This window comes from Paenibacillus sp. VMFN-D1, from assembly GCF_003386155.1.
Classification (GTDB): Bacteria; Bacillota; Bacilli; order Paenibacillales; family Paenibacillaceae; genus Paenibacillus_AQ; species Paenibacillus_AQ favisporus.
Genome location: NZ_QRDU01000001.1, coordinates 2,415,136 through 2,428,262 on the forward strand (window position 1 = coordinate 2,415,136; position 13,127 = coordinate 2,428,262).

Here is a 13,127-nt window from a genome sequence, read left to right on the forward strand (position 1 = left end):
GTGATTTTTAGTTGACTACTCAACTTAATTGCGTTATCATTTTCGTAGACTAAGTTTACAAGTCAACTAAATAACTTCAAAATACACACTCGATGCCCAACAGCAGCGGTGTGAGCAGAAGGGTGAGATACGTATGGTTAGCGGAGCATTTCCTTATGAAAAAAAGCGTCAACGGGTTTATGATTTAGAGATGGCTTATGTAGAGGTCGGCAGTGGTGATCCGATCGTTTTCCTGCATGGTAACCCTTCCTCCTCTTATCTATGGCGCAACATTATTCCTTACGCACAAAACACCGGGCGCTGCATTGCCCCCGATTTAGTCGGGATGGGAGATTCCGATAAACTGCCGGTTAGCGGTCCGGACGCCTACACCTTCGCTCAGCACCGGGAATACCTCGACGAGCTTCTTAACAAACTTGGGATTCATGAGAAGATCACCTTCGTCGTACACGACTGGGGCTCTGCCTTGGGATTTGATTGGGCGCGGCGGCATCCTGGCGCTGTGGACGGTATCGTGTATATGGAAGCGATTATCAAATCCAGCAGCTGGAGCGAAATGCCGGAACAAGGGCGTAAAATATTTCAAGCGCTGCGGTCTGAAGAAGGTGAAAAGATGATACTGGAACAAAACTCATTCCTGAATGTCAATCTTCCCGTTAATGTCATTCGTCAGTTAACGAAGGATGAGCAGGAGCAGTATCACCGCCCCTTTGTCGAACCAGGGGAAGGTCGTCGTCCGATGCTCTCCTGGGCCAGGCAGCTACCTTTTGACGACGGGTCAACGACGGAGGTGAATGAAATTGTCGCGGCTTATGGCCACTGGCTGGCACACAGCCCCGTCCCCAAATTATTCATCCATGCCGAACCAGGAAGGACTTCGCAATCCCAATTGGATTTTTGCCGCAGTTGGCCCGAGCAGACCGAAGTGACGGTGCCAGGGCTTCATTACCCGATGGAAGATGCCCCCGATATGGTTGGGGAGGCCCTTGCCTCTTGGTTGAAAAGGCTGAAATAGAGCTTGGACCAAATCTGCTTGTGGAGAGGAGAACTTGATCAGATGACCATTTCTCGAAGGGAAGTCCTATCGGATGAATTGCTGTCATGGACAGGTGTAACGGTTAGCCCCCACCGATTCGGCGGAATTGAGTTTCTTTATGGGGGAAAAGAAATAGGTCATTTACATGGGGACCATCTGATTGATCTGCTCTTGCCCAAATCGAAACGGGATGACGTGGTAGCCACCGGTCTTGCCAACCCGCATCATATGTTCCCTCATTCGGGTTGGGTATCTATTCATTTGAAGTCTGAAAGGGACATGACCAACGCAGTTGAACTTTTGCGCTTCAAGTATGAATACCTGGTGAAAAAGATAGATGGCATCCGTTTGGAAAAAGAAACAAGCGGCTAAAATCCAGCCGCTTGTTTCTTTTTTTTGTCCAGCGATGTTTGTGGCAACCATGGTGCCAAACGGAAAACAATGACCGCGGGTCACTTATATATGCGATCCTCCGGTCGCATCGAGCATTTGCCCCGTCACCCAGCGGCCGTCCGGTGAAGCCAGGAAAGCGACGGCATCCGCGACGTCCGCGGCCTCTCCGATTCGTCCAAGAGCGGACATTTCCGCCGCTCCCTGACGGGCTTCCGGCGTGTTCAGCCAAGAGGCGTTCACATCGGTGTCGATAATGCCGGGAAGCACGGCGTTCACGGTAATGCTGCGCGGACCCAGCAGCTTCGCAAGGTGCAGCGTAAAGGTGTTCACCGCCCCCTTGGTCATGTTGTAGGACATGATATGCGGAAATGCGATGCGGGTCACGCCTGAAGAAATATTGATAATCCGTCCCCCGTCCCGCAGCCGATCCATCGACTGCTGCACGAGAAAGAACGGCGCTTTCACATTCACGGCAAACACCTCGTCAAAGTCTGCCTCCGTTGTTTCTTCCATCGTTTTCGATGTTCCGATGCCGGCATTGTTCACCAGAATGTCATACTGACGGCTGCCTGTCCGCCGGGTCAGTTCGGCATCCAGTGATTCAAGCAGACGATGGACGCCTTGGATGTCCTGAAGATCGGCACCAATGGCAAACGCCCGGCCTCCCTGTTCTTCAATCATCTGTACGACCTCGTCCGCTGCATCCCTGCGGCTGCCGTAGTGGACCGCAACAAGCGCACCTTCAGAGGCAAGACGCAGTGCAATGCCCCTTCCTATTCCCCGGCTGCCTCCGGTCACGAGAGCTGTTTTCCCTTCCAATCTTTTCATACCTGCTCACTCCTTCTTCTGTGGTTTGTAAACCCACTGTACACTCTCCCCTTGAGGGGAGAGTCAACACCTGGAGTGAGCCTTCGTTCAACAACACCAAATCAAGGGCTCAGTGTACCGCGCAGCGGGAGGATTACTTCCGACCTGCGGAATTTTCCGTACATGTCTCGTTCGGCGGCAATATAGACTTCACGGACCGGCTCACCGGGTAACGGTTCATATCCCTGCGAAGCGGCCCATGCCATGACGTGCGCTGCTGCAGGACAGTGGGCGGCATAGGGGTTGCAGTCATGAATCAGGGATGCGGCGGTTTCATAGCCGGGCAGCTCTACGATGCGGACGCGCCCACGCTCCGGGGTTGGTTCCTCCAGTGGAAATGCCACCTCGATGTCAATGACTTCCCTTTCGCCGTTCCCGCCCGCGTCATGCCAGAGAAGAATCAGCGGTCCGTCCGCTGTTCCGCAGCCGCCAGCCATGACATAGTCCCTCACCTCATTGACCAGCAGGCAGAGGTCCTGCCGCGGGATCGTATCCCTGACCGAGGCGGCCCAATGCGGCTGCAGCTCACGGAGCGTTACGGCTTCGGGTCCATCCACCGCAGCCGCCCCGACTTGTTCCAGCCGCTGCATTCTCCGGTCGATTTCTTCCAGCTGACGCTGTGCTTCCTGGATGGCGGTCTCCAGATCGGCCCGCTTCATAGCAAGCGTACCCGCAGCCGTATCCGGCGTCCCCTCCTCCTGAAGCAGCGGAGCGATCTGCTCCAGTGTCAGCCCAAGCTCTTTAAAAGCACGGATGCGTTCCACCGTCAGCAAGTTATCGGCGGAATAATATCGATAGCCGGAACTCTCATCCACAGCGGACGGTTTCAGAATCCCCAGCTCATCGTAATAACGCAGCGTTTTGATCGATATCCCGCTCATTTTGGCAAAAGCGCTGATTTTAAACATGCTCTTCGTTTCCCTTCCGAGGTAAGATCACAGCTTCATTGTATGAAGGTACTGCAGATGCGTCAATTGGGGAATAGCAAACACCTAACCATTCTCCACTCCCAAAAAAGGCTGCATTCCAGGGCATCCATGATGCCTCCAGATTGCAGCCGTGGTGATCTTAGCTCAATTTTTTACTTAGTGAACCGGAGAATATTCCTTCCCTTCGCCGCCTGCGGGAGCAACCTCCGCCGTATGATCCAGCTTTTTGCTGCCCATAAACAGTGCCGCAAGCAGGGCAAGAATCGCAGGCACGCAGGCCCATGCGAACGTCTGGACGATTGAAGAAGCGAGCATCTCGGAAATGTTATGCAGCACTTCAGGCGGAATGAGCGAGCGTGTCTCCGGAGCCAGCAGCGCATGCGGATCCTTGATATCGAGCCCCGCCGGCATTGCCGCTGCTCCTCCCGCGTTTGCTGCGCCAGCCCCCTCAGAGCCGAACCTTTTCGTCATTTCATGCGTAAACGAATGGCTCTGAATCAATCCGAAGGTTGTGATCCCGATTGTCATGCCGAGCGAGCGCAGGAAGTTCAGCGTCGAGCTCGCCGTTCCCCTTTGGCGGTAGTCCAAACCATGAATGGCTGCGTTTCCGAGCACCGAAAACGACGCGCCGATTCCAAGCCCGATCAGAATCATATAGATCGTCACGATCAGCCGGGTCGAGTTCACCGATAAGGTGGCGACCAAGGCCGTACCGACCAGGAATAACAGCAGCGTCGGAATCAAAATGTTCCGGTACGGCATTTTGTTCATCAGACTGCCGCCCAGCGTCGCCGTGACGACCGAGCCGACCATCATCGGCAGCAGCACCAGCCCTGAATTTGTAGCCGAACCGCCCAGCACACCTTGGATAAAAATCGGAATGTACACCGAAGCCGCGATAAACGCCGCGCCGCTGAACAGGCCGACCAGGACACTGGTGGCGTACAGCCGGTTTTTAAACAATCCGAACGAAATAACCGGCTCTTTCGCTTTGGTCTCGGCATACAGGAAGGCGATCAGCAGCACCGCGAATCCTCCGAACAAGGAGAGGATCTCCCAGGAAACCCATGCGAGTTCCTTGCCGCCCAGCTCCAGGGCGAACATGAGGCAGATGACCGCTCCCAGCAGCGTAAAGGCGCCGAACCAGTCGATCGGCTGCTTGGAATGCTCATGCGACTCCTTGTAGAAAAACGCCACCATGATGAAGGCGATGACGCCCAGCGGCAGGTTGATGTAGAAAATCCACTCCCAGGCGATATGATCCGTTATGTACGCCCCGAGAAGCGGTCCGAAAATGCTGGACATGCCGAACACGGCGCCGAACAAACCGCCGAGGCTGCCGCGCTTCTCCAGCGGGACCGCATCGAACATGATCGTAAACGCGATCGGGACCAGCGCTCCCCCGCCAATACCCTGAACCGCCCGGTACAAGGCCAGTTCCGTGATCGTGGTCGCCGTGCCGCACAGCGCGGACCCCAGCATGAACAGAATAATCCCGAAGACAAAAAACTTTTTGCGGCCGTACATATCCGACAGCTTTCCGAAGATCGGCATCCCGGCCATCTCCGCCACCATGTAGGCCGAGGTGACCCATACAAACTTATCCATGCCGCCGAGCTCACCCACGATATTTCCCATGGCCGTGGCGACGATGGTGTTATCCATCGAGGCCATCAGGATGCCCAGCAGCAGGCCGGCGATGACGACCGGAAGACTGCTCTTTTGTGCAGGTTTCACGTTCTCAAACACTCCTTTAAATTTCTGATTTCTCTGTAACTGATTCTGAGTGTAAACAAAAAAGTATGACAACTGTATGTCATACTTCTGAGTATTTCCGAATCATTTTTTTTAATTTGGCGTGGACAGCCTCCCGAAGCTCCGGGGGCTCCTTCACCTCGGCACCGTCGCCGAAGCTGAGCAGCATCGGGATGAGCCACTGCGTTCGCTCCATATGCTCCAGGGTAATGCTAAGCAGGAACGAGCCGTCGTCGAGATATGTTTTCTCCGCTCCATAGAAATAGTCCATCGCTCTCGCCAGGCAGTCGGCGGAAAAATGAATCACCGCATGCACCGGGTTTCCTTGGTTGTGCAGCTGCTTAAACGTCACTTCTTCGGGAGCCGCATGCTTATGCTTCGTAAAATGCTCGCCCATCGCCTGCAGGTCGGCCATCCGGGACAGCCGGAATTTCCGGTAATCCTGGCGGTCCCGGCAGTAGGCGAACAGGTACCAGACGTCGTATTCGTAAATCAGCCGCACCGGCTCCACGATTCGCTCGGTCTTCTCGTTTCTAGCGTTGATATATTTGAAGCGCACGACACAGCATTCCGTGATCGCCGCCCGCAGCAGCCGCAGAGCGTCATTATACAGCTGCCGGCTCGCTAGATTCATCGACAACACCGGCGAATCCTTTTCGTGCTGGATGGTCTTCAGCTTTTGAATCGTTTCGGCCGCCTTTTCGTCCTCGAACACGGTCGACATGCTGGAGAGCAGCGTCACGAGCGACCCGACGTCATACGAACCGAGCAGGCTTTTTTCCATTTTATAATCCTTGATAATGCCGAAACCGCCTTTGACCCCTTGGTAGGACACCACTGGAATGCCAGCCGCGCAGATGACATCGATATCCCGGTATATGGTCCGCTGCGAAACGTTGTACTTCTCGGCCAGCGCCGACGCGGTAATAATTTCGTGATTCAGCAACATGTAAATCATCGATATGATGCGTTCGAGCTTCAATGCGTTTTCCTCCTGCACCTGTTCGCCGCCGTTCTTCAAACGGTTAGCAGTTCTCTACGCCTCATTATAATTTACGGTACTTCTTCAGCGCAAAACTATTTACCAGGATGAGCGCGATTTTGGCATGGGCCGCCTTCTTTACGCCTCCACAGTCTGCGTCTCGACGGTACCTCTTGCTGTTTGCTGGTTTTGCCGAGCCTTCAGAGCCGAGCCAAGCAGAACAACCAGACTAACCGCGGCAATGCCGGTTAACACGGCAGTCGAATGATTCCAATCCAGGCCCCGGCCGAAGAAGAACATCTCACGCAGCCCTTCCACCATAAACCGCATCGGCAGCCAAGGGAACACGTAGTCGCGGTAGAACGATCCCATCATCTCGGAAGGAAGGCTCAGCAGGGGAGCCCCGAAGAAGAGCAGCAGGACAAACAGCACCATCGACTTGAGCCCTGCCCAGGACAGCACGGCGGAGATCATCAGGAAAAAGGCAAAGTAGCATAGTGACAAAAATATCGCAGTAGCCGTTCCGTCCGGAATATGGAGTCCCCAGCTCCCGGCAAACCAGGTCAGGCCGAACCCGGCAATAAGTGCCAGAACAGCTCCCGCGACGGTCTGGACTACTCGGGCAGCGAGCAGAGATCGGCGGTAGGCGAAGTTCAGCTTGCTGATGACGAGATAGAACATAACCCCGCCCAAGATGCTGCCCATCCAGATCGGCTGGAATAACGACACCGGCGCGTTGCCGTTCGCCGTATGGGTGCCTGTCTCATGGACATTTTTTACGTCCTTCGCAATAGGCGCCGCCAGCACAGATGCCTGCTGCACCGTAACCTTGCCGCTCAGCTTACCGGCTGCAGCCAGCAGGTCAGCGCGGATCTTCGCATTCATCGTGTCGACGATTTGGTTGAGCACCTGACCGGCCATGGTGGAAGCTGAAGCGCTCATGCCTTGGTTCACGTAAATGCGCAGCTGAGGCTGAACCGGTTTATCCGTGAGCAGCGTCGCTTGATTCTGGCTGAAATCGGCCGGAACTACCAGCGCGGCATAATATTTCTGTTCATCCAAACCGGACATCGCTTCCTTTTCCGTGTTTACATGAACCCATTCAATCGCCGGTCCATCTGCTGAAGCCGTGGATGAAGTCTGCTGTTTAATCATACCGGTCAGCGTTTCTCCCATATTCGTCGCGGTTCCGTTCGGCAGCGTCACGCCTTGATCCTCGCTGACCAATGCGATCGGCAGGCGGACCGGGGTCGGATTTATGGTCGGAATCATCGCCAAACTAAACACAAATATAACGGCGGCTACGATCAGCGGCAGCACCCACACCAGCTTTTGCTTCATCAAAGTCATTTCACTCATCACTCCTATGCCTTTATAGTTTGTTCAAGATAATGAACATCGCGTTGATTATCTCGGGCAAACTCATTATAATAAGAGCGCATAGACGGTTCAATAAACAATAATCCGGAATGTGCGCATTACTCGACACATTCTTTAAAAGTGTCTACCTCGGATTCAAGGAGTGATCACATGGACGGAAACACAGACCGCCGGATCGTGCGAACGCGGCTGGTCATCCGCGATGCGCTGACGGAGCTGATTGAGGAGAAGGGCTTTGAAGCCGTATCTGTCAAAGATATTACGACTCGGGCGAATATTAACCGGGGAACGTTTTATTTGCATTACCGTGACAAATTCGACCTGCTCGAGCAGAGCGAAGCCGAAGTGATTGAGGGGATCATCGCGATCATTACGAAGGCGACGTCAGAGGACCTGGAAACGTATCGGGAAACCGGCATTTCGGTCTCCCTGATCGTTACCGTGTTCGAATATATCGAGGAGCATGCGGCTTTTCTTAAAGCCATATTGGGGCCAAAGGGAGACGTGTCTTTCCAATCGCAGTTGAAAGCGATGTTCCGGAAAAATCTGCTGGAAAAAAATTTATCGCCGCTGATCCGCAAAGAGAACCTGCAGGTCCCCGCCGAATACTTCCTGTCATATGTATCTTCCGCCCATCTCGGCATTATCCAGCAGTGGCTGATGAGCGGAAGACAGGAAACGCCGGCAGAGATGGCACGCATTCTGTCCCTGCTCACGTTCCGGGGTCCTTTCTTTGCCGCAGGCATAGCCGTATCGGATCCTAAGGCTTGACGCCAACGACGGTAAGCATGTACATCGTTATGGATTCAGCCTCGGACTGAATCCATTGGCGGTACTCCCGCTCCGCCCGTTCATATTCCCCGCGTGTTATGAATCCATCCCGCTCCATTTGCGGCCCCCGGCTGGAAGCGGTATCCGCCCACAGGCCTGACCGCGCAGCATAATCGGGATCATCCCGCCGCACCTCTTCATGGCAGGGCGTGGCCTTGATCTGTGCAAGTCCTGCCTGCCGCAATAAATCCGGGAGATCGTCCGCAATCCGGTTGTTCAGGCCGGCATCCTCCCGCCAGTTCAGATACTCGGAATAGAACACGAGCATGCTGGCAGGCGGCTGCGGCGACCAAGCGATTTTTTCGTGATTATAGTCGGCAATGACGATCTTCCCGCCAGGCTTTATCGCTTTTACCATAGCCTTGAGCGCCGTCAATGGATCGGGGAGCCAGACCATGAGTCTTGAGCAGGTTACGATATCAAACCTAGGACAACCCTCCATAGCTTCCTCAAGCGAATAGATATCCCCTTCCGTAAACGACAACCCGGCAATCTTTCCATGCGTTTGCTGCGCCTGCTTAATCAAACGGGGGTTTTGATCCACCCCGACTACGCTGCCTTCCGGACCTACGGCTTCCGCGATGCCGCGGGTAATGGCTCCCGTGCCGCATCCAACATCCAGGACCGACATGCCCTTCGTTAACATTCCTTGCAGGATGGGATGCGATAATGCCAGCGTTCTGGCCTGAAGAACATCCGTCAGTTTGCCGGATAATTCGGTACGCCGGGTCATCGGCTCATTATTCATTTGCTGCTGCCTCCTTTTAACCGGATGATTAGGTTCTGATTAAGCTTACACAAAGGACTGTTATAGTTCTAATATATAAATCAAATAGATATAATAGTTTTTAACTATAAAAACCGTGATCCACGGCATCCGATCAGGAAAGCTGGAGGCTTCCATTTCCCAATTATTCATGTGCCGCAACAAAAAAAGAGCCCCGTTACCATCAACATGGACTCTATTCCCAACCATTCCCTAAATTTCATGAGTGCTGACTGTTTCATTCCAACCGGGCAACCGGGATCCGGACTTCCTTAGAACGCAATGGCAGCCGCTGGCTGAACCTTCGCAAAATCACGGAACATCCCGTTGTATTCCTCGATAATCTCCCGTGCGGTCCTGCCGCCTTGGTCATACGTCGTGTGGGCGTCTTCAACGACCACCACTTCGTAGCCCAGCTGTCCTGCGCGCTTGCTGGTAGCTTCAACGCACAAGTCGGTTTGAATTCCGGACACGATCAGCCTCTGCACGCCAAGCGAATTCAGCTTCTCCTGCAGGTCCGTCTCGTGAAACCCGTCGGGCGTAAATTTCTGCACGACGATCTCTCCTTCTGCAGGAGCGATTCGGGACTGGATCTGCCATGCAAAGCTGTTCGGCTCCAGCTGCTCGCCCGGTTCTTCGTTGTGCTGAATGTACACGACAGGTACACCGCTTGAGCGCGCCTCCGCGATAAGACCTTGGATCTTGTCCAACAAAGCTTCGCCGTCGAAAACGGGATATTCCGGTACGAACATGCCTTCCTGCACGTCAATGACCAATAATGCGGTACCGCTGCTCATTTTTGCTTTCCCCTTCCAGGATGGTATTCATTGGCTCTGTGTTCAATCCGCATGCTGTCTTGAAATCATCATACCGGAACATACGTTCCTGGTCAATTCGAAAATATATGCTATGCCGTGAACCACTCCGGGTAATGCTTCCGCAAATACTGCAGCTTAACTTCGGTCTGGCCTGCCCCGCCGCCTTCGTGTCCGTTGAAAGGATAGATGACGATGTCCTTGTCGCTTTGGATCCGGTTATAGGTCGCGAAATACATCTGGGGCGGACAGGTTTCGTCCTTGAGTCCAACGCTGGCCAGTACCCGGCACGTGATACGATCGGCCATATTCATCGTGTCAAAATAGCTCAGGTTGTCCATTACAAGATCCGTCTGCTCCGGGTGGCGGTTTAAGTACTCGGCTACCGCAGCGAAAGCCCCGTGGTTGCCTTCGATCCGGCAGACGAGATTGCTGTTGCTCGGCACGTCAACCATCGCCAGCACAGGACGGTCGTCCAGGGCGGATACCGCCGTCCCGAGCGCACCGCCTTGGCTGCCGCCCTCGATCACGATTTTTGAAGCGTCGATATCCGCTTGATCGCAGGCAAAATCGATCGCCTTCAGCGCATCCATGTATGCATACCGGTAATAATATTCCCATTTGTTATGTACGCCTTTGCTGGCCACGTTCGCCACATACCCGTGCGAGTATGAAGCGCTGTTGCCGGTCCGGCCGCCTTGGTCACGGCAGTCCACCGACAATACGGCCATCCCCATCATCACCCAATGCATCAGCTCGGAAGGCTTGCCCCTGCTGCCGGTAAAGCCATGGTAATGGATCAGGCAGGGATATTTCTCTTTGTTCTCAAAAGCGGGAACGATCAGCCAGCCGTAAATTCTCGTCTCATCCATTCCGCAATACGAAACGTCGTATACCTTCACATGCCGCGCCGGGTATTCGATCAGCGTACGCTCCGGGTCCAGTGGAACCTCCTTGGCCTGTCTGATGGTCGTCTCCCAAAACTCGTCGAAATCGTCTTTCTTGGTGAGAGGGGGAAGGTAACTGTACAGTTCCTTCGACACCTCGTCTGTGTAGCCCATCGGTTTCATCCTCCTTCATAACAAGCAGTATACCGGATATGCCCCGTATTTGCACCGGTATTTGCCTCGATCCTCCGATAAGAATATTAGCAACTCCGGGCTATCCCAAAGGACAGAACCAGCTTCTGCTCCACATACCCTGGAGACGTTGTTTAGGCACGTCAAATTCCCTGCAACACGAAAAAACCGTGAATTCTACCGTCCTACGCGGATAGAAACACGGTTTGCCCGCACGCTCTCAAACTTGCGTGTCACGCCTCTGGCTCGCCCATCAGCCAGCGGTTTGACTCATTCGCTTCTGTAAACTCCTTAATGTCGTAGGAGCCATAGTAACGCTCCTTAATAAAAGGATCCTGCATGACCCAGTCCTCAACCTCTTCGGCGCTGTGTCCGCTGAAGACCATCACCGCACCGTCCCCGTCTGTAAAAGGTCCGCATAACCGCAGACAGCCTAACCGGCTCATCGCCTCCAGGTGTTGGACATGCTGCTCTAATAAATCCTCGCGGAGACTCCCGGTTTGTTTGTTCCCTAATAGCACCAAAAAGTTTCTCATCATGCGCCCTCCATCCGAATATATGTTCCCGTATAATTATAACGGATAACGGCGAGGGATCAATATTAGGTAGCAAACGTCAATTATGCTTGACGATTCATCAAGCCCCGGCCGATCAAATTGGCGGAGACGGGCTTGATCCCGAGTTCCCTGGACCAGACGGACAGCTGCCCCACATGGTGAATCTCGTGAGCGATCATATGCCGGATCACTTCGCCCCATTTGTCCTCAACGGGGTGGCCGTCCGGATGGACATCGCGGAATACTTTATATTCCCAATCGTCATTCCAGGAATAAACAAATTCCTCCACTTCCGGCTTGAACGCTTCCTGCAGTTTCAGTACCTTATCCAGGCTGCGGTATCCGTCAAAGCTCTCCTGAAAATCAGGCTTCCCCTGCAGGCAGCGAACCCAGCTCCATTCCACATCGACGATATGAAACAGGGTGTGCAGAATACCGCCTACTCCGCCTGTGCGGGTGCGAAGCAGCTCCTCCTCCGGCACGCTCTCACACCAGCGGAACCAATCTTCACGAACCTGCCAATTATATTGGAATAACGTTTTAATGAGCAATCTCCTCTTTCGTATCGGAATCTGTCTTTGTCATTCATGCCTAAACGGCTATTTCATTTACTCATATAGCGCGCGGGAGCACAATGGAAAATTAAAATATACCTGTTTTATACCGCTGCCTTTCAAGTAGAACGAAAGATTATATCTTGGTTTGTTGAAGAGGTGTGGAACCACGGGTCACTGCTGCCCAGGCTTGTCATGTACCTCGATAACGATGCTTCCACTTGCTTTCCCGTCGATGTAGGCGTCCAGCTTCCATAATCCTTTGGCCGGCAGATTCAGATAGCCAACAGATTCGACGTACTCCCGCGGCTCCTTCACAGGATCGTCATTCTGGATTTGCGTCTTCCCTTCAAAAGCCGTCACCTGCTCTCCCGTCTCCCGGCTTGTTCCGATGACTTTCACTTCTTTATCCAGCAGCCGCCCGGTTTCTTCCGGCGTGTCACCCCAAAAATGGAGGAGCTGCTTGTTGCTAGAATCCGCCTGTACTAAGCCGTCTACGATGGCAAATCTGTCTTTGCTTCCCTTGAGCCCGTACGGCACCGGATTCCCGTCAGGTCCGGATTTGGTAATCGTAAACGAGGGGCTCTGACGCCAATCTTCGTATCCCCCTGCTGTTTCTTTCTTAACTTCGCTGCAGCCGGACAGCAGGAAGACAAACAGGAACGTTGCCCATATCAATCGCAAAATGCACTCCTCCTTGTTTTTGAGTCAGGGGCTGGATAAAGGGATTTTCTCGTAAACCTTCTGCCCGCCGCTCCATATTAACCGGATATTTTTTTCTCCAGCGATCGGACATGGTCTTTTAGTTCCCGGATCTCCCGGTATAAGTCCTTGTAAGCGGAATAAACGAAGGATCCGATAACCATCAGCAGTAAGCCTGCGGTGGGAAGGAGGAATTTCAGGCAGTACCATACAATATAATACGCATCGGGCGTATCCGATCTCGTCGTTCTGGGTATCCAGAGTACCAGTCCCGAGAGAAGGAGCACCAGCCCCGCGGTCATGGAACAGGCATAGAGGATCCGGTATTTACTAGTTTCCATTCCACTGCTCCTTTCACAGCTCCATCCCTTACTATATACCATATTTTTCAAATAAAGTCTGCCTTTTACCCATGATCCAAAAAGCACATAGTCCGCCCCAACCATCCACAGGCTTAGCCATAAATAAACCCGAAAGCCTA

General features: G+C 53.4%; 15 protein-coding genes. 3 read left to right on the plus strand and 12 right to left on the minus strand.

All coding sequences use genetic code 11. The features are described from left to right. Positions 1 to 133: 133 nt before the first annotated feature. On the plus strand, positions 134 to 1,015 hold the full coding sequence (locus C7820_RS11060) for a haloalkane dehalogenase (RefSeq protein WP_116230983.1): 882 nt from the start codon (positions 134 to 136) through the stop codon (positions 1,013 to 1,015). Between the two features lie 42 nt (positions 1,016 to 1,057). Beyond that, positions 1,058 to 1,408, plus strand: a complete 351-nt coding sequence (locus C7820_RS11065) for a luciferase domain-containing protein (protein ID WP_373318997.1) — start codon at positions 1,058 to 1,060, stop codon at positions 1,406 to 1,408. Positions 1,409 to 1,492: 84 nt separating this feature from the next. On the opposite strand, the gene C7820_RS11070 is transcribed toward C7820_RS11065, so the two are convergent. From C7820_RS11070 to C7820_RS11090, 5 genes are all read right to left on the minus strand, one after another. Further along, positions 1,493 to 2,257, minus strand: a complete 765-nt coding sequence (locus C7820_RS11070) for a glucose 1-dehydrogenase (RefSeq protein WP_116230984.1) — start codon at positions 2,255 to 2,257, stop codon at positions 1,493 to 1,495. Between the two features lie 101 nt (positions 2,258 to 2,358). Next, positions 2,359 to 3,204, minus strand: a complete 846-nt coding sequence (locus tag C7820_RS11075; RefSeq protein WP_116230985.1) for a MerR family transcriptional regulator — start codon at positions 3,202 to 3,204, stop codon at positions 2,359 to 2,361. Positions 3,205 to 3,381: 177 nt separating this feature from the next. Further along, the gene (locus tag C7820_RS11080) at positions 3,382 to 4,899 is read right to left on the minus strand and encodes an MDR family MFS transporter (protein WP_397334159.1); all 1,518 of its coding nucleotides are present in this window, start codon (positions 4,897 to 4,899) and stop codon (positions 3,382 to 3,384) included. Positions 4,900 to 5,041: 142 nt separating this feature from the next. Beyond that, positions 5,042 to 5,962, minus strand: coding sequence for a helix-turn-helix transcriptional regulator (locus tag C7820_RS11085; RefSeq protein WP_116231728.1), 921 nt, complete (start codon positions 5,960 to 5,962; stop codon positions 5,042 to 5,044). Between the two features lie 138 nt (positions 5,963 to 6,100). Next, positions 6,101 to 7,306, minus strand: a complete 1,206-nt coding sequence (locus C7820_RS11090) for a YhgE/Pip domain-containing protein (protein WP_116231729.1) — start codon at positions 7,304 to 7,306, stop codon at positions 6,101 to 6,103. A 186-nt stretch (positions 7,307 to 7,492) separates the two neighbouring features. On the opposite strand from C7820_RS11090, the gene C7820_RS11095 reads away from it, so the two are divergent. After that, on the plus strand, positions 7,493 to 8,113 hold the full coding sequence (locus C7820_RS11095; protein WP_076167339.1) for a TetR/AcrR family transcriptional regulator: 621 nt from the start codon (positions 7,493 to 7,495) through the stop codon (positions 8,111 to 8,113). On the opposite strand, the gene C7820_RS11100 is transcribed toward C7820_RS11095, so the two are convergent. From C7820_RS11100 to C7820_RS33300, 7 genes are all read right to left on the minus strand, one after another. Further along, the gene (locus C7820_RS11100; RefSeq protein ID WP_116230987.1) at positions 8,103 to 8,921 is read right to left on the minus strand and encodes a methyltransferase domain-containing protein; all 819 of its coding nucleotides are present in this window, start codon (positions 8,919 to 8,921) and stop codon (positions 8,103 to 8,105) included. The genes C7820_RS11095 and C7820_RS11100 overlap by 11 nt on opposite strands. A gap of 290 nt (positions 8,922 to 9,211) precedes the next feature. Then, positions 9,212 to 9,736 (minus strand): cysteine hydrolase family protein, encoded by a 525-nt coding sequence (locus C7820_RS11105; protein WP_116230988.1) that lies wholly within the window; start codon positions 9,734 to 9,736, stop codon positions 9,212 to 9,214. Between the two features lie 110 nt (positions 9,737 to 9,846). Beyond that, positions 9,847 to 10,815, minus strand: coding sequence for an acetylxylan esterase (locus C7820_RS11110; RefSeq protein WP_116230989.1), 969 nt, complete (start codon positions 10,813 to 10,815; stop codon positions 9,847 to 9,849). A 251-nt stretch (positions 10,816 to 11,066) separates the two neighbouring features. Further along, positions 11,067 to 11,369, minus strand: a complete 303-nt coding sequence (locus C7820_RS11115; RefSeq protein WP_181908999.1) for a YciI family protein — start codon at positions 11,367 to 11,369, stop codon at positions 11,067 to 11,069. Positions 11,370 to 11,452: 83 nt separating this feature from the next. Beyond that, a complete protein-coding gene (locus C7820_RS11120; protein ID WP_116231730.1) occupies positions 11,453 to 11,935 on the minus strand; it encodes a DinB family protein in 483 nt (160 codons plus the stop codon). A 183-nt stretch (positions 11,936 to 12,118) separates the two neighbouring features. Beyond that, complete coding sequence (locus C7820_RS34160) at positions 12,119 to 12,628, minus strand: DUF4871 domain-containing protein (protein WP_258875207.1); 510 nt, start codon at positions 12,626 to 12,628, stop codon at positions 12,119 to 12,121. A 77-nt stretch (positions 12,629 to 12,705) separates the two neighbouring features. Then, positions 12,706 to 12,987, minus strand: coding sequence for a hypothetical protein (locus C7820_RS33300; protein ID WP_147306275.1), 282 nt, complete (start codon positions 12,985 to 12,987; stop codon positions 12,706 to 12,708). Between the last annotated feature and the right edge of the window lie 140 nt (positions 12,988 to 13,127).